The 16442-nt window shown below is 66.5% G+C and carries 12 protein-coding genes; 2 read left to right on the top strand and 10 right to left on the bottom strand.

Going from position 1 to position 16442, the window contains the following annotated elements:
* Nucleotides 1–110: 110 nt before the first annotated feature.
* Entirely contained in the window at nucleotides 111–878 is a 768-nt protein-coding gene (gene otsB / locus V8J83_RS04800; protein WP_339984010.1) for a trehalose-phosphatase, read from the top strand.
* Nucleotides 875–2224: an alpha,alpha-trehalose-phosphate synthase (UDP-forming) gene (locus V8J83_RS04805; protein ID WP_339984012.1), complete on the top strand. Its 1350-nt coding sequence runs from the start codon at nucleotides 875–877 to the stop codon at nucleotides 2222–2224. The genes otsB and V8J83_RS04805 overlap by 4 nt, the downstream gene beginning before the upstream one ends.
* A 17-nt stretch (nucleotides 2225–2241) precedes the next feature.
* Here the strand turns inward: V8J83_RS04805 and cysG are convergent, their stop codons facing one another.
* The 10 genes from cysG to V8J83_RS04855 form a co-directional block, all read right to left on the bottom strand.
* A complete protein-coding gene (cysG, locus tag V8J83_RS04810; RefSeq protein ID WP_339984014.1) occupies nucleotides 2242–3645 on the bottom strand; it encodes a siroheme synthase CysG in 1404 nt (467 codons plus the stop codon).
* Complete coding sequence (locus V8J83_RS04815) at nucleotides 3642–4601, bottom strand: glycosyl transferase family protein (RefSeq protein WP_339984016.1); 960 nt, start codon at nucleotides 4599–4601, stop codon at nucleotides 3642–3644. Before V8J83_RS04815 ends, cysG begins: the two co-directional genes overlap by 4 nt.
* On the bottom strand, nucleotides 4598–7228 hold the full coding sequence (locus V8J83_RS04820) for a molybdopterin-dependent oxidoreductase (protein ID WP_339984018.1): 2631 nt from the start codon (nucleotides 7226–7228) through the stop codon (nucleotides 4598–4600). Before V8J83_RS04820 ends, V8J83_RS04815 begins: the two co-directional genes overlap by 4 nt.
* Nucleotides 7228–7557 carry a nitrite reductase small subunit NirD gene (gene nirD / locus V8J83_RS04825; RefSeq protein WP_339984020.1) on the bottom strand — a complete coding sequence of 110 codons (330 nt, stop codon included), beginning with the start codon at nucleotides 7555–7557 and terminating at the stop codon, nucleotides 7228–7230. The genes V8J83_RS04820 and nirD overlap by 1 nt, the downstream gene beginning before the upstream one ends.
* 72 nt (nucleotides 7558–7629) lie before the next feature.
* Nucleotides 7630–10065, bottom strand: coding sequence for a nitrite reductase large subunit NirB (gene nirB / locus V8J83_RS04830; protein WP_339984022.1), 2436 nt, complete (start codon nucleotides 10063–10065; stop codon nucleotides 7630–7632).
* Nucleotides 10066–10070: 5 nt separating this feature from the next.
* On the bottom strand, nucleotides 10071–11798 hold the full coding sequence (locus tag V8J83_RS04835) for an ABC transporter ATP-binding protein (RefSeq protein WP_339984024.1): 1728 nt from the start codon (nucleotides 11796–11798) through the stop codon (nucleotides 10071–10073).
* Nucleotides 11799–11808: 10 nt separating this feature from the next.
* Nucleotides 11809–12882: an ABC transporter permease gene (locus tag V8J83_RS04840; protein WP_339984026.1), complete on the bottom strand. Its 1074-nt coding sequence runs from the start codon at nucleotides 12880–12882 to the stop codon at nucleotides 11809–11811.
* Nucleotides 12883–13051: 169 nt separating this feature from the next.
* Nucleotides 13052–14410 (bottom strand): CmpA/NrtA family ABC transporter substrate-binding protein, encoded by a 1359-nt coding sequence (locus V8J83_RS04845; RefSeq protein WP_339984028.1) that lies wholly within the window; start codon nucleotides 14408–14410, stop codon nucleotides 13052–13054.
* A 269-nt stretch (nucleotides 14411–14679) separates the two neighbouring features.
* Nucleotides 14680–15849 (bottom strand): ABC transporter substrate-binding protein, encoded by a 1170-nt coding sequence (locus V8J83_RS04850; RefSeq protein WP_339984030.1) that lies wholly within the window; start codon nucleotides 15847–15849, stop codon nucleotides 14680–14682.
* A complete protein-coding gene (locus tag V8J83_RS04855) occupies nucleotides 15846–16430 on the bottom strand; it encodes an ANTAR domain-containing response regulator (RefSeq protein WP_339984032.1) in 585 nt (194 codons plus the stop codon). The genes V8J83_RS04850 and V8J83_RS04855 overlap by 4 nt, the downstream gene beginning before the upstream one ends.
* Between the last annotated feature and the right edge of the window lie 12 nt (nucleotides 16431–16442).

The following is a 16442-nucleotide window of genomic DNA, read 5'->3' on the forward strand; positions in this document are numbered from 1 at the left end:
GAGAGCGCGCGTGGCGTTGTGCATGCGCGACCCGAACACCGGTTTTCAAACCGCGCGCCGCGTGGCAGGCACAGGGCACAACCTGCGCGCCCCCGAAGGGATTTCTGACGATGACAGCCGATGTTTCACCCGCCCGCCCGCTGCCGCCCAGGCACGGCGCCAGCCTGTTTCTCGACTTCGACGGCACGCTGGTCGATATCGCCCCGCGCCCCGATCTGGTCGAGGTCAGCGCCCGCGTGACCCGGTTTCTGGAGGACGCTCTGGTGGCGCTCGATGGGCGTGTGGCGATGGTGTCGGGCCGTTCAGTCGACGATCTGCGGCACTTCCTGCCGGTCGCGGGCCTGTTGCATGTCGGCGGTCACGGGGCGGAGCATGTCGATGCCGATGGCCAGCGTCATACGCGTGACGATTGGCGCCGGACCGCTCAGGCGCTGGCCGCGCGCGCCCGGGCCGGAGCGAGCGCGCGTCTGATGATCGAGGAAAAGCCAACCGGCATCGCGCTGCATTTCCGCACCCACCCCGAGGCCGAGGAGGAGGCCAACACGCTGGCCCGGACGCTGGCCGCCGATGCACCGGATTTCACCCTTCAGCACGGGCATTGCGTGGTGGAATTGCGCCCGCAGAGCGCGTCGAAGCGCGGCGCGGTCGAGCGGATGATGGACGCCGCCCCGTTTCAGGGCACCACGCCGCTGTTCGCGGGTGATGACCTGACCGATCAGCCGGCGATGGAATATTGTCGCTCCGTGGGCGGCGATGGGCTATGGATCGGGGCCAACCCGCCGCCCTACGCCGGTCTGCATGTCGCGCGGCCCGCCGATCTTCTGTCCCATCTGGAGCTCTGGATCGGACAGCCGGGCGTCACAGGAGCCGCCCCATGAGCCGACTGATCGTCATCTCCAACCGCATCCCGACCGACGAGGCCCCGGCCGGGGGGCTGGTCTTTGCGATCCACGAGATGCTGAACCGTGCGGGCGGGCTTTGGGTCGGCACGGCAGATCCCGGCGATGGCCCGACCGACCGGCTGACCCCGATGGCGGATGGGCGCTACAAACGGGCGACCTTTGCGCTGAGCGAGGCGGAATATGAGGGCTATTACCTGGGCTATGCGAACGCGGTCCTGTGGCCGATCTTCCACTCGCGCCGTGATCTGTTCACCAGTTCGGCGGGCTGGTTCGATGCCTACCGCGAGGTCAATGCGCGGCTGGCCGGTCTACTGGCCGCAGAGCTTGCGCCCGATGATCTGATCTGGGTCCAGGATTATCATTTTCTGCCGCTGGCCGCGGAATTGCGCGCGCGCGGGGTGCAGAACCGGATCGGCTTCTTCCTGCACATCCCGTTTCCCTCCACCGGCGATCTCGACGTGATCCCGCAGGTCGAGAAATTGCCCGGCTGGCTCGCGGCCTTCGATCTGGTCGGCCTGCAGGCGCAGCGCGACGTGGCCAATTGCCTCGATTTCCTGCGCCGCAGCGGCGAGGTCGAGATGCTGCCGCAGGGCGGGGAGCTGGCATGGCACGACCGGCGCTTTGCGGTGGCGAATTTCCCCATCGGGATCGACACCGCCGCCATGCAAGAGGCCGCGTCCGAAGGATACGCGGAGGCGCTGCGCACGCTGGGGTCGGGGCAGAAAATCATCCTTGGCGTGGACCGGCTGGACTATTCCAAGGGTCTCGTGCAGCGGGTGGAGGCCTTCGGACGGCTGCTGGATCACCCCGCGCATCGGGCGCGGCGGCCGACCTATCTTCAGATTGCCCCGGCGAGCCGCGAAAACATCTCTGCCTATGGCGAGATCCGGGCCCATCTGGATCAGATGGCCGGTTCGGTGAATGGCACCCATGCGGAGCTGGACTGGACCCCGATCCGCTACGTGCGGAAAAACTTTCCGCGTGATGTGATTGCCGGGCTGTACCGGCGCGCCGATATCGCGCTGGTGACGCCTCTGGCCGATGGGATGAACCTGGTGGCCAAGGAATATGTGGCGGCACAGGATCCCGAAAATCCCGGCGTTCTGATCCTGTCGCGGTTTGCCGGCGCCGCCGAACAGCTCGACGGCGCGCTGATCGTCAACCCGTATGATCCTCAGGACATCGCCGATGCGCTGGCCCGCGCGATCACCATGTCCGCCGAGGAACGGCTGAGCCGCTTTACCGATATGCTGCCCGGTGTGATGGAACGCGACATCGCGTGGTGGGGGCGGAGCTTTCTGGAGCGGTTGCAGGCCCTCTAGAGGCGGGCGCGTGCCCCCTACCCCGCCTGCAACGCGGGCGGCGGCGTCATCGCCGCCGCAGCCGCCACCTCTGTGGGCCAGCGGAACAGCAGGATGGCCGAACCCGTGACCTCCGCCGCCGCCAGCTGCCCCGGCAACCCGTCGAGCGTCGTGGCAAAGCGCCGCTCCGTGGGTTTCGACGCATCCACGCAGACCGTGACCTCCGCCGTTCCCGGCAGGCCACGCGCGCGAAACGCGGCACTGATCCGCCCGGCCTGCCGCACGCCCATGTAGATCGCCGTCGTGGTCCCCGGCCCCGCGAACCGCGCGCAGTCCGGCAAGGGGGCCTGCGCGCAGCCGGTTCCGGTGGCCAGGATCAGCGTGTCGGAGTGCCCCCGCATCGTCAGGCTTTCGCCCATCGCGGCCCCGGCGGCAGAGGCCGCCGTGACGCCCGGCACGATCTCGACCGCCACGCCCGCCGCGCGCGCCGCGTCGATCTCTTCGCCCGCGCGCCCGAAAATGCCCGGATCGCCGGATTTCAACCGCACGACGCGGCGGCCCTTGCGTGCCTCGGCCACGATCACCGCGTTGATCTGCGCCTGCGGCCAGGCATGCGCGCCCACGTGTTTGCCCACGAACACCCGTTCCGCATCGCGCCGCGCCAGCTCCAACACGTCCGGATCGACCAACCGGTCGTAGTAAATCACATCGGCCTCCTGCAGCCGCTCAACCGCGCGCATCGTCAGAAGATCGCGTGCCCCCGGCCCCGCACCGACCAGCGCGATGGACCCCTCCGTCGCGGTATCCGGCGCGCCGCCCGCCGCAATCGCCGCCTTGATCTGCCGCGCCGCGTCGCGTTCTGCACCGCGCGTCCATCCGTCCCTTGGTGCGCCCTTGAACACCCACGCCCAGAACGCCCGCCGCCCCGCGCGCGGCACCCGCTCGGCCACCACGGGCCGCAACCGCCCCGCCAATGCGGCCAACCCGCCGATATTGGCGGGCAACATCCGTTCGATCCGGGTCTTGATCTCGCGGCCCAGAACCGGGGCCGTGCCTTCGGTGCCGATCGCCACAACCACCGGATCGCGGTCCACGATCGACGGCGTGATGATGTCGCACAGGTCGGGTCTGTCCACCACATTCACCGGCACCCGCGCCGCCTGCGCCAACCCGTGCAGCGCCGCGTCCCATCCCGGACAGCCCGTCGCGATGAACGCCATCGCAGCCCCCTTGAACAGGCCCGCATCGAGCGGGCCCGCGTGATGCGCCGCGCGCCCCTCGGCCACCAAGGCGGCCAGTTCCGCGTCCAGCTCCGGCGCGGCCAGCACGATCTCGGCGTCGGTCTTGAGGATCAGGCGCGCCTTTTGCGCCGCCTGCTCGCCCCCGCCCGCAAGGACAACCCGCCGCCCCGTGGTGCGGAAAAACATCGGAAAGCTTTTCATGCTGCATGCTCCTTGAGGGGGCCACGGTCGCGCCACAGCGCCTTGGCCTGTTCCAGCGCGTCGCGTGCGCCAAGTGTGTCCAGCGCCAGAGCCGCCGTGCCGATCACGATGGCCTGCGCGAAGTCATCGCGCACAACCCCCGACCAGAGGCCCGCGAGATCAACGCCGGCCTCCGTCTCGGCCAGGCGCCGCGTGTCGGTGCAAAGCGCGTCATGTGTGGCCTCCCATGGGGCGCCCGCGCGCAGGCCGAAGCCCGCGATGCGCTTGGCCGGGTGCCGCTCGAACTCGCCGCCGCCGCCCTTGATCACGCTCAGCGCGCGCCAGCACAAAAGCCCCGCCGCGTCGGCCTGCACCAGACGGTAGGAGGGGTGGAACACGCCTTGCACGCTCGCGCCCGCCCGCGACGGGTTCAGCATCCGCGCGACCGTGTTGATGCACGACCGCAAACCCAACACCGGCCGCAACGCCAGCAGATCGAAGAGGCGTGGGTGCAGGTCTTCCAACGGCAGATACACCAGACCGCTGGCCTCCAACGCGCGCTCTGCCCCCGCCCCGTCGCGCGCCACAGCAATCCCCGCAGCGCTCAGGTGCGCGCGCACCGACGCGTCCGAGCCGTTCCAGCCATGCAGCACCACCCGGTGCCCGGCCTGCGCCACCAGACGCGCCGCCAATAGAAACCACGGCAAGCCCCGCGTGCGCCCCGCCGCATAGCTTGGCCAATCCAGATCGGCCCGTGGCAGGTCCGGGACCGCGGCCTGCGCGGCCTGCGCGAACCCGGCGATTTCATCCGCCGTCTCGCCCTTCATCCGCAACAACATCAACACCGCGCCGATGGCTTCCGGCGCGGCATCGCCCGACAGCATCCCCGCCATCGCGTCTGCCGCTTCGTCCCGGCTCAGCGACCGCGACCGCCCCGGCCCGCGCCCAAGCGTGGCCACATGGGGCGCAAGGCTCATTGGGCCGCCTCCGGCTGCGCGACCCGCGCCAGAAGTGCCGCCAATTCCGGCTTGCACGACCCGCAATTGGTTCCCGCCTGAAGGGCGGCACCGATGGCCTCGACACTTGTCACCTCGCCGCGTTCGATGGCCGTCAGGATCGTGTTGATCCCGACGCCAAAGCACGCGCAGATCACCGCGCCCGCATCCGGCACATCCGCCGGAACCCGCCCGGTCAGGACCGTGGCGCTTTGCGTGCCGGGCAGCGTCGCGAGGTAGTCGCGCATCACCGCCACCGGCTCGGGCGAGATGAACAAAGCGGCGCGCAGGCGTCCGTCCTGCGCAAGCGCGATGCGCGCGGTGCCCCTGGATGTATCGCTGATCTCGGTCACATCGGCGGCGGGCAGGTCGAACATCGCGCGCGCGGACGCCTCCCAATCCTGCGGGCTTTCATATCCGGCAAGTTCCGCGCGCTGCCCCGTCGCCGTGCGCGCCACCGCCCAATACGCGCAATCGGGCCTCAGCGCGCGGTCCGAGACCGCAAATCCGTACCATGCCGCCGCCATTCGCTTGACCGAGACCACCGCCGCCTTGCTTTCGGGCTGGCCCGAGACCGGATCGACCACCCCCGCCACCAGCGCATCAATGCGCCCCGTGGGTGCGGTCTCGCCGGTCCAGTGCATCGGCGCGAACAGCTGCCCGCGCGTGACGTCTTGGGACAGCCGCACGCGCAGGATCGCGCGGCCATGGGCGCTTGTCACCTCGGCCAGATCGGCGCGCGCAAGGCCAAGCTCTGCGGCGTCGTCGGGGTGGATATCCAGATACGGCTCGGCCAGATGGCCCGACAATCGCGGGCTCAGGCCCGTGCGCGTCATCGTGTGCCACTGATCGCGCACCCGCCCGGTGTTGAGCCGGAACGGATAGCGCGCGCTGAGCCGTGCCACCGGCCCCTTGCCCGTCACCGGCAGCAGCCGCGCCTTGCCGTCAGCATGGTAAAACTGCCCATCCGCAAAGAACCGCCCCCCGGTTCGGCCCCCCGGCTGCGTCGCGGAAACCGGCCAGCGTGTGGGCGCCATCGCGTCGTAATCCGCCTGGCTCAGCCCCGCGAGCCCCGAGATATCGAAATCGCGCCCGAACTCCGCCGCGACGCCAGAAAGGGTCGCGTATTCGTTGAAAATCTCCGCCGCGCCGGTGTAATCGAACGCCGCGCGCCAGCCCATGCGCCGTCCGACCTCGGCCAGGATCGCCCAATCGGGCCGCGCGGTGCCGGGCGCAGCAAGAACCGCGCGTTGGCGGCTGATGGTGCGGTCGGAATTGGTGACGGTGCCCTCCTTCTCGGCCCAGGCCGTCGCGGGCAAGAGCACATCGGCCAGCCGCGCGGTGTCCGTGGCCCCCGTCACATCGCTCACCACGACGAACTCGCAGCCCGCGATGGCGGCGCGCACCGCATCCGCTTCGGGCATGGACACGGCGGGGTTGGTGTGGATGATCCACAACGCCTTGATCTCGCCCCGGCCCACGGCGCGGAACATGTCGACGGCCTTCAGGCCCGGGGCCTCGGGCATCGCGGGCGATTGCCAGAACGCCTGCACCGCGCCGCGATGGCTCGCGTTTTCCAGATCGAGGTGACAGCCCAGCATATTGGCCAGCCCACCGACCTCGCGCCCGCCCATCGCGTTGGGTTGGCCGGTGACGCTGAACGGCCCCATGCCGGGCTTGCCGATGCGGCCGGTGGCGAGGTGACAGTTGAGGATCGCGTTGACCTTGTCCGACCCGCTGGTCGATTGGTTCACCCCCTGGCTGTAGATGGTGACGACCTTCTCGGTCCCGATCCACAGCTTGCAAAACGCGTCGATCTCCGCGTCGCTCAGGCCGGTATCGCCCATGTCCCCCATCGCCGCGTGCAGCGCCGCGTCAAAGCCCTCGGTGCGTGCAAGATATCCCGCGTCCAGCGCGCGGGCCTGCGCAATCGCCACCAGCAGCCGGTTGAACAGCGCCACATCCGCCCCCGGCGCCAGCGCCAGATGCATCTCGGCCCCCTCACATGAGGCCGTGCGCCGCGGGTCGATCACAACGATCTTCGCCCCCGACGCACGCACCCGCTGGTAAAGCACCGGATGACACCACGCGAGGTTCGAGCCCACCAGCACCACCAAATCCGCCGCGTCGAGATCATCATACGTCCCCGGCACCGTATCGGTGCCAAACGCGCGCCTGTGGCCCGCAACACTCGACGCCATGCAAAGCCGTGAATTGGTGTCGATATTGGCCGAACCGATGAACCCTTTCATCAACTTGTTGGCGACGTAGTAATCCTCGCTCAACAATTGCCCCGACACGTAGAACGCCGTCGCATCCGGCCCGTCCGTCTCGATCACCTCGCGGAACCGATCCGCCACCAATTGCAACGCCGCGTCCCAACCGGCCTCCTGCCCCGCCACCATCGGCGCGCGCAGCCGGTGGCCGAATCCCACCGTCTCGCCCAACGCGGTGCCCTTGGAGCAGAGCCGTCCGTGGTTCGCGGGATGCGCCGGATCGCCGCGCACAGCCAATCCGCCCGCGCCATCGGGGCGCAGCAACACCCCGCAGCCGACCCCGCAATACGGACAGGTCGAGCGCACTTCAGGCGCGGGCGCGGTCCCGTCCATCACGCCGCACTCCGCGCAACCAACGCCGCCCCGTCGATCAGGATCCGCCCCGCCTCCACGCGCACCGGATAGGTCGCGATGCGTCCCTCTTCGCCGCGCGCCTGCCCGGTGTTCAGATCAAACACCCAATTGTGCAGCGGACAGGTCACCGATTGCCCATGCACGATCCCCTCCGACAACGGCCCGCCCTTGTGCGGACAGGCATTCGAGGCCGCAAAGACCTCCTGCGCGCCGGTCCGAAACACCGCCACACAGCCCAACGCCGTCCTGATCTTCCGCGCGCCGCGCTCCGGCACATCGTCCAGCGCCCCGATATCAACCCATGCCATCGGTCCGCTCCTTCTTTGCTTTCAAAATACCTCCGGGGTTTGGGGGCTGGCCCCCAATTGCGACCGCGCCGCTCATTCCGCCGCCTCCAGCGTCAGATCCGCCAACGGCTGATAGCGCTCGGCCTGCTCCGCCACATGCTCGGCCCAGGGGTCCTTGCGATAGATGCTCTGGCTCAACTCGAACGCCGCCACCAGGCGCGCACGCTCGGCCTTGTCCTTGATCCGCGCGCGGATCCACTCAAGCCCCACCTTGCCCATCCACTTGTAGATCCGGTCAAGGTACTTCGCCCCCTCGCGGTAAAGCTGCGTGACCGCCATGACGACCTCGATCGCCTCCGCCTCGCTGGCGACCTGCACCAGCAATTCGGTCTCTTTCACATCCATCCCGGCCGCGCCGCCGATGCTGATCTGATAGCCGCTGTCGACACAGACCACGCCGATGTCCTTGCACGTCGCCTCGGCGCAATTGCGCGGACACCCCGACACCGCCAGCTTCAGCTTGTGCGGCGTCCATGACCCCCACAACACTTTCTCCAGCTTGATCCCAAGCCCCGTGCTGTCCTGCGTCCCGAACCGGCAATGGTCGGTGCCAACGCAGGTCTTTACCGTGCGCAGCCCCTTGGAATAGGCATGCCCCGAGACCAGCCCCGCCCGGTTCAGATCGGCCCAGATGGCGGGCAAATCCTCGCCCTTCACCCCCAGCAGGTCGATCCTCTGTCCACCCGTGACCTTGACCGTCGGCACATCGTACTTGTCCGCCGCATCGGCAATCGCGCGCAGCTCGGATGGGTTGGTGATCCCGCCCCACATGCGCGGCACCACGGAAAACGTGCCGTCCTTTTGAATGTTGGCGTGTTTGCGCTCGTTGATGAACCGGCTTTGCGGGTCGTCTTGATACTCCAACGGCCAATCGGCCAGCAGGTAGAAATTCACCGCCGGGCGGCACACATGGCAGCCGTTCCGGGTGGACCATCCCAGCTCCTGCCAGACGGCCTCCTGCGATTTCAAAGGCATCGTCTTGATCAACCGCCGCACGTCTTCGTGGGTATGCTCCGTACAGCCGCACACAGGCTGCGCCGCAGGCATCTCGAACGCATCGCCAAGCGTGACCTGCAACACCTGCTCGACCAGCCCGGTACAGGTGCCGCAGGACGCGCTCGCCTTGGTGGTGGCGCGCACCGCACCCAGATCGCCCGCCCCGGCCTCGATCGCCTCGACAATCGCGCCCTTGCAAATGCCGTTACAGCCACAGATTTCCGCCTCAGGCGGCAAGGCTGCAACGGCTGACAAAGGGTCCGCTGTGTCCCCCCCCTGATAGGCGGGCCCGAAGATCAGCGTCTCGCGCATCTCTTCGATGTCGGTGCCGTCGCGGATCAGGCCGAAGAACCACGAACCATCGGCCGTGTCGCCATACATCACCGCGCCGACCAGACGATTGCCCTCGATCACCAGCCGCTTGTAGACGCCGCGCGCGGGGTCGCGGAACACGATATCCTCGCGCCCCTCCCCATCGCCGAAATCCCCGGCCGAAAACAGGTCACATCCCGTCACCTTCAACTTGGTCGACAGGCTCTTTTGCACGAAAGCCGCCTCTTCGCCCAACAACGTGCGGGCCAGCACCTTCGCCTGATCGTAAAGCGGCGCGACGAGACCGAAGATCGCCCCGTCATGCTCCACGCATTCGCCCACCGCGAAGACATCCGCATCGGACGTGCACATCTGGTCATCCACATGCACGCCCTTGCCCACGGCCAATCCGGCCTCCTGCGCCAGCGCCACGTTGGGCCGAATGCCCACCGCCATCACCAAAAGGTCACACGGCAGGTCGGTGCCATCGTCCAGACGCAGGGCCGTGACCTTGCCGTCTTCGCCCAGGATTTCGCTGGAATTCGCCTGCAAGCGGATGGTGATGCCCTTGTCTTCAAGCGACTTTTTCAACAGGTAGCCTGCGGCTTCGTCCAATTGTCGCTCCATCAGGTGGCCCATGATATGGACCACCGTGACCTCGACCCCGCGCGCGGCCATGCCTGCGGCGGCTTCAAGGCCCAAGAGCCCGCCCCCGATCACGACGCATTTCTGCCCCGCGCCAAGCGTCATCATCGCTTGCGTGTCTTCCAGATCCCGATAGGCAATCACCCCCTCAAGATCATGGCCCGGAAGCGGGATCATGAACGGGTTGGACCCGGTGCCGAGGATGAGCTTGTCATAGGGCACGTCACCGTGTTCGCCGTGGATGACCTTGGCCGCCCGGTCGATGCGGGTCACATGCTCGCCAAACCGCGTGGCGATGCCGCGCTCGGCGTACCAGGCGGCGTCATGGGTGACGATCTCCTCGTAGGTCTGATCGCCCGCCAGAACCGGCGACAGCATGATCCGGTTGTAATTGCCGCGCGGCTCGGCGTTGAACAAGGTGATGTCAAAGGCGTCCGGCGCCGCGTCGGTCAGGTGCTCCAACACCCGCCCCGAGGCCATGCCCGCGCCGATGATGACAAGGTTTTGTTTGGTCATATCCCTCACTCCGCCGCGATCGCCGGCTTGGCCGATTTGTCAGTGCCGTTTCCCGATGTGGGTTTGGCCGCCTTGGGAGTCCCACCGGAGGTGGGCGTTTTCGGAGTCGCGCCGTGTTCGTATTCCTCAAGGAAATCGAGCACATCCTGCCGGTAGGCGTAGTAATCGGGGTGTTCCAGAAGCGCCTTGCGCGTGCGCGGGCGCGGCAGGTCCACCTCGGTGATCTTGCCGATTGTGGCTTGCGGCCCGTTGGTCATCATCACCACCCGGTCGGCAAGCAGGATCGCTTCGTCCACATCGTGGGTGACACAGATCGCCGTGACCTTGGTGCGGCTCCACACTTCCATGAGGACCTCCTGCAACTCCCACCGCGTCAGGCTGTCGAGCATCCCGAACGGCTCATCGAGCAGCAGCAGCTTGGGCGACAGCGCGAAGGCCCGCGCGATGCCCACGCGCTGTTTCATCCCGTTCGACAGATCGGCCGCGGATTTGTCCATCGCATCGGCCAGGCCCACCCGTTCAAGGTAGTATTCCACCACGTCCTGACGCTCCGCGCGCGAGGCGTTGGGATAGACCTTGTCGACCCCGATGGCGCAGTTTTCCCGCGCCGACAGCCACGGAAACAGCGATGGCGACTGGAACACCACCGCGCGCTCCGGGTCCGCGCCTTCCACGCCCACCCCGTCCAGCTTGATCGCGCCCTTGGAGATCTCGTTCAGCCCCGCCACCATCGTCAGCGCCGTGGATTTCCCGCAGCCCGAATGCCCGATGAGGCTGATGAACTCCCCCTTGCGCAGCTTCAGGTCGAAATCCTCCACCACTGTCAACGGACCCTTGGGCGTCGGATAGACCTTGTGCACCTTGGAGAACTCCAGATACCGGTCCTCGATCGCCGATTGCGCCGCGTTCTTCACCGCCACCGGCACCGCGTGGATCGGCGTCACGTCGGGCAACACACGCGCGCCCTCGACCTTCGCCTCGATGCCCACATCCATCAGATAGGTGGTCACCTGCGCGCGCAGCCGCTTGAACTCTGCATCATTGTTCATCGCCGTGCGGTCGCGGGGCCGCTCGATCCCCACCTCAAACGCCTCTGCCAACGTCCCGTCGGGGTTCAGCGGAATGATCCGATCCGCCAGCAAGATCGCTTCGTCCACGTCATTGGTGATCAGCACGCAGGTCTTCTTGTCCGCCTCCCAGATCTTCTCGATCTCTTCGGCCAGATTGCCCCGCGTCAACGCATCCAGCGCGCTCAGCGGCTCATCGAGCAGCAACATCTCCGGGTCCATCGCCAGGGCCCGCGCCACATTCACCCGCTGCCGCATGCCCCCCGACAATTCCGCAGGCCGCCGCCCCGCCGCCGGGCCAAGGCCCACCATCTCGACATATCTGGCCACCTTCGCGGCGCGCTCGGCCTTGGGCAGGCCGGGGAACATCGTGTCCACGGCCAGCCCCACATTCCCGCTCACCGTCAGCCACGGCATCAGCGAATAGTTCTGGAAGATCACGCCACGCTCGGGGCCGGGCTCGCGCACCGGCGCGCCCTTGAACCACACCTCGCCGCTGGTGGGGCGCTCCAGCCCCGCCATCAGGTTGATCAACGTGGTCTTGCCGGTCCCCGAGAAGCCCAGAAGGACAAGGAATTCCCCCTCCGCCACCTCAAGGTTAATGTCGTTAAGAACCTGGCTGTCGCCAAAGCGCATGGAGACATTTTTCAGCTCGAGAAAGGACATGTGCCAAACCTCAACGGTTGTTGGTGAAGGTGAAAAGCGACTGGATCGTGAACATCAGCCGGTCCAGCAGGAAGCCGATGATGCCGATGGTCAGAACCGCGACCATGATCTTGGCCAGCGATTGCGAAGACCCGTTCTGGAACTCGTCCCAGACGAATTTCCCAAGGCCCGGGTTCTGCGCCAGCATCTCGGCCGCAATCAGAACCATCCAGCCGACCCCAAGGCTCAACCGCAGCCCCGTAAAGATCAGGGGCAGGGCCGAAGGCAACACCAGCTTCTGGATCTTGGTCCAGGTGCCCATTTTCAACACCTTAGAAACGTTCACCAAATCCTTGTCGATGCTCGCCACACCCAGTGCCGTGTTGATCAGTGTCGGCCAAAGCGAACACAGTGTCACGGTGATGGCCGAGACCAGGAAGGAGCGTTCGAACCAGCCGTCCTCGGTCGTGTAGACCGCGGAGACCACGATGGTCACAATCGGCAACCACGCCAGCGGGCTGACCGGTTTGAAGATCTGGATGATCGGGTTCAGCGCCGCGTTCGCCGTCGCCGACAGGCCCGCCGCAATGCCCAACGGCACGGCGACAATGGTGGCGATCAGGAACCCGAAGAACACCGTTTTGATCGAGGTCCAGATTTGTTGGTAATAGGTCGGCGCGCCGGTGAATTGCCGGATCGGGCGTGCCTCTTCACCATTGGCGAGGCGCTCGGCGTTGCGCGTTTCCTGCCGGTCGTAGAAATCGGCGGCGCGCTCGCGCGTCCTTTGCGCGTCTTCGTTCAGATTGCCAACCTGCTCCCAGACCTGCGCGGGGCCCGGAATGGCCCCAAGCGAGGTCTGCACCGTCGGTGCCAGTGTCGCCCATAGCGTCAGGAACGCCGCAATCGCCAGAAGCGGCACCCCCAGAAGCCGCCAGACCTCGCCGCCCTGGGCGCGGGGGTTGTCGCCCGCCGCAATCCGCAGCACCGGCGTGATCCAGGCCAGGCCCAACACCTTGAGCCAGGCGTCGGCCTTGTTGATCCGGGTGAAGCGGCGCTCGCGGCGCGCCTCGCGGTCTGCGTCGAAATTCGGGTCTACCGTCGTCATCTCTCGCGTCCTTTCTGCGGTGCAGCATGGGCGTCTGGGATGGGCGGAGCTATCGCGCGTCTATACCGGAGATATACGATGTCTATACCCGGTCTATACCGCACCTGCGCCGCCCAATTTTTGGGCAATGTCGCGGGCGCAAATTTTCGCACCCGCAGCATTTCGCGGCTCAACCGCCGGTCACGGCGCCGTCGACCACCATCTCATCGCCGGTCAGGCCGATCGGGAAGGCGTCGATATAGGCGTTGGGGAAGCGGCCATCATAGGTGATGCCGTCGATCATCTCGCTGACCGGCTCGCGGAACCCGTCCGTGTCCCAGGGGAAGTCTGCCTCCGCCGCCAAACCGTCATCGACAAGGCTGCGCGCGGCCTCAAGATAGATGTCCGGGCGATACACTTGCGCGGCGACCTCGTGATACCACTCATCGCTCATCGGTTCGGCAATCTGACCCCAGCGGCGCATCTGCGTCAGGTACCAGACCGCATCGGAATAATAGGGATAGGTCGCGTAGTAGCGGAAGAACACGTTGAAGTCGGGGATCTCGCGCACATCGCCCGGCTCGAACTCGAACGTGCCGGTCATCGAGGCCGCGATCACCTCCGCATCCGCGCCGACATATTCCGGCCAGGACAGGATTTCGACCGCCTCTTCGCGGTTGGCATTGTCATTCTCGTCAAGCCACATGCCCGCCCGGATCAGGGCGCGGACGATGGCTTGCGTGGTGTTGGGGTTTTCCGCGGCGAACGCCTCTGTGATGCCAAAGACCTTCTCGGGATTGTTGGGCCAAAGCTGGTAATCGGTGATGACCGGCACGCCGATCCCGCGCTGCACGGCCTGCTGGTTCCACGGCTCGCCGACCGCGTAGCCAAAGATCGTTCCCGCCTCCAGCGTGGCGGGCATCTGCGGCGGTGGGGTGACGGACAGGAAGACGTCGGCATCGATGGTTCCTGTAATGTCTTCAGGGCTGTAGAAGCCGGGGTTCAACCCGCCCGCCGCCAGCCAGAAGCGGATCTCGTAATTGTGCGTGGAGACCGGGAACACCATGCCCATGTCGAACCGCGTGCCTTCATCGCGGTATTGCTCGACCACCGGAACCAGCGCTTCGGCGCTGATCGGGTGTTGCGGGCGGCCATCGTCCATCGAGGGGATGTGCGGGCGCATCAGCTCCCACACCTCGTTGGACACGGTGATGCCGTTGCCGTTGAGGTCCATCGAAAACGGCGTGATGATGTTGGCCTGCGTGCCGTAGCCGATGGTCGCCGCAATGGGCTGGCCTGCCAGCATATGCGCCCCGTCAAGCGTGCCGTCGATCACCCCGTCCAGAAGCACGCGCCAATTGGCCTGCGCCTCCAGCGTGACGAACAGGCCCTCGTCCTCGAAATAGCCCCGCTCATAGGCGATGGCGAGCGGTGCCATGTCGGTCAGTTTGATGAAGCCAAAGGTCAGCTCGTCTATTTCAAGGTCTTGCGCGGCCAGTGGCCCGGCAAGGGCTGTCGTGGTCACGAGGGCTGCGATTGCGCGATTCATGAGGATCGTCTCCTGGCTAGGGGTTGGCGCGTCAGGGCGCCGGACAAATGACAAAAAGCCGCCGAACACGTCGCGGAAGGGGCGACACATTCGAGCGGCTTTGCTCAGCAATCCCGGGCTTTGGGAAATTCGGGACGGAGACGCCATTGCCTCCGTGCCTGTGTACCGGAGCACTCTGCCCCGCTGAGCGCAAGCGTCTCGTCGGGGCCATGGGCGAAAAAATGCTGCGTCGCCGCATGCTCCGGGTGGACTCGCCCAAAAAATGGGCACTACGGATCGTAAGGATCAAAAATCCGCCCATCAAAGAACGCATCCCGCTCCAAAACCACCCCCCCCACCGACCCCACCGCCGTGCGGTGTGTGAGGGAGCCTTCGAGTTTTTCGGATGCGCCGGGCAACTCCGCGCTGGTGCCGTCGAGCGCCGCACGGTAGAGGTCGCTGCGAAAGACATGCCCGGCGCTGGCAACGGCGTCGGCGGTCTTCAAGCCGGTGCGTGTGGCGATCTGATGACCGATCCACTTGCCCTGAGACCGCCACGGAAACCCCGCGGCGCCGCGATGGAATTCGAGGAAGCCGGGCAGGTCGCGCAGCTCTCCGTCCGACGAGATCGTCAAATGCCCCGCCAACGAGCGGTCCACGACTTCGGCAGGCATGTCGAGCCAGGCGCTCTTGGCCAGCAATTCGGCGGCGGCGGTGCGGCTTGCGGGCTCCGAAAGCCAGCGGCCCGCGCGCCAGACCGCCCGGATCAGGCGCCCCAAAAGCTGCATCTCCGTCTCGGCCCAGGTTTCGCGGGTCGCCAACACCTTTTCGGGCGCGAAACTCCAGATCGCCTTGCCCGGCAACAAAAGCGCGCCGACATTGCTTTCGACACTGACGGATCCCCAAGGCTCGCCGACGCAGAATGCGTCGATCTCACCGGCGGCGAGGGCGTCGGCCATCATCGGCGGCGGCACGGTGCGGATTTCAAGTGGAACGCACGCCAAAGGCGTGGCCGCGCGCCAGACATGCAGCAACTCGACATGCATGGAAAACGGGAACGGAACACCGATGGTCAGCCCCTCGGGCGCAGCTATGGCCAAGGCAGCGCCTGCCGCGCGCGCATCCGCGAAGTCGAACGGGTACCCCGCGCCCCGCAGCTTGGCCTCAAGCGGGCGGCTGATGCCGATAACGTTGCCGTTGACGGACAGAACCGAGACCGCCGACAGCGCGGTCGCCACCCCGCCCAGACCCAGCGACATGGCAACGGGGACGACCGACAGCAAATGCGCCACATCCACCCGCCCGAACGCCAGCATATCGCGCACCGACGACCACGACGGCGCCGGGATCAGGTCGAGCGTGATCCCCTCGCCCTCCGCAAAGCCCAATTCCTGCGCCACGATCAAAGGGGCCGCATCGACCAGCGGCATGTAGGCCACGGACAGCGGCACCGTTTTCATCGCAGCAACCCCGCCGCCGTCACCAGCGATTGCGCCACTTCGGCGACGCGCTGCCCCTGATCCATGGCGGCCTTGCGAAGGATGGCATAGGCCGCGTCTTCATCGATCTGGCGGGCTTTCATCAACAGACCCTTGGCGCGGTCGATGACCTTGCGTTCTTCCAGGGCGCGGCGGGTTTCATCGAGCTCCACCCGCATCTGGCGCATGATCTGGAACCGCGCGATGGCGGTGTCCATGACGGGCTTGAGGCGGTCGGGATGCAGCCCATCGACGACATAGGCCGACACGCCCGCCTCAACGGCGGCCTTGGCAAGATTGCCCGCAGCGCCCGAGACGAACATCGCCACGGGCCGTTCCAGCGGGCCGGACGCCAACGTCAGTTCTTCGAGGATGTCGCGGGTCGGATGATCGATGTCGATCAGCACGATATCGGGGTTCAACGTTGCAACACGCCGAGACAGGCCAGAATTATCACCGATCACGTGAATGTCGTGATCGCCCGCATCTTTCAACGCATTGACGATGTCGATGGCGCGCGTGCGGTCTTCTTCGACAACCACGATGGTCAGGGCAGAGCTCATGCGCGGGGTGTC

Origin of the sequence: Gymnodinialimonas ulvae, assembly GCF_037543845.1 — a bacterium.
GTDB classification, from domain to species: domain Bacteria; phylum Pseudomonadota; class Alphaproteobacteria; order Rhodobacterales; family Rhodobacteraceae; genus Gymnodinialimonas; species Gymnodinialimonas ulvae.

What these genes read in the sequence shown, in the direction of transcription:
- V8J83_RS04805 (WP_339984012.1), top strand. Translation starts at nt 875, where the DNA reads ATGAGCCGACTGATCGTCATCTCCAACCGCATCCCGACCGACGAGGCC.
- V8J83_RS04845 (WP_339984028.1), bottom strand. Translation starts at nt 14,410, where the DNA reads ATGAATCGCGCAATCGCAGCCCTCGTGACCACGACAGCCCTTGCCGGG.
- V8J83_RS04855 (WP_339984032.1), bottom strand. Translation starts at nt 16,430, where the DNA reads ATGAGCTCTGCCCTGACCATCGTGGTTGTCGAAGAAGACCGCACGCGC.
- V8J83_RS04820 (WP_339984018.1), bottom strand. Translation starts at nt 7,228, where the DNA reads ATGGACGGGACCGCGCCCGCGCCTGAAGTGCGCTCGACCTGTCCGTAT.
- otsB (WP_339984010.1), top strand. Translation starts at nt 111, where the DNA reads ATGACAGCCGATGTTTCACCCGCCCGCCCGCTGCCGCCCAGGCACGGC.
- cysG (WP_339984014.1), bottom strand. Translation starts at nt 3,645, where the DNA reads ATGAAAAGCTTTCCGATGTTTTTCCGCACCACGGGGCGGCGGGTTGTC.
- nirB (WP_339984022.1), bottom strand. Translation starts at nt 10,065, where the DNA reads ATGACCAAACAAAACCTTGTCATCATCGGCGCGGGCATGGCCTCGGGG.
- V8J83_RS04850 (WP_339984030.1), bottom strand. Translation starts at nt 15,849, where the DNA reads ATGAAAACGGTGCCGCTGTCCGTGGCCTACATGCCGCTGGTCGATGCG.
- V8J83_RS04840 (WP_339984026.1), bottom strand. Translation starts at nt 12,882, where the DNA reads ATGACGACGGTAGACCCGAATTTCGACGCAGACCGCGAGGCGCGCCGC.
- V8J83_RS04815 (WP_339984016.1), bottom strand. Translation starts at nt 4,601, where the DNA reads ATGAGCCTTGCGCCCCATGTGGCCACGCTTGGGCGCGGGCCGGGGCGG.
- nirD (WP_339984020.1), bottom strand. Translation starts at nt 7,557, where the DNA reads ATGGCATGGGTTGATATCGGGGCGCTGGACGATGTGCCGGAGCGCGGC.
- V8J83_RS04835 (WP_339984024.1), bottom strand. Translation starts at nt 11,798, where the DNA reads ATGTCCTTTCTCGAGCTGAAAAATGTCTCCATGCGCTTTGGCGACAGC.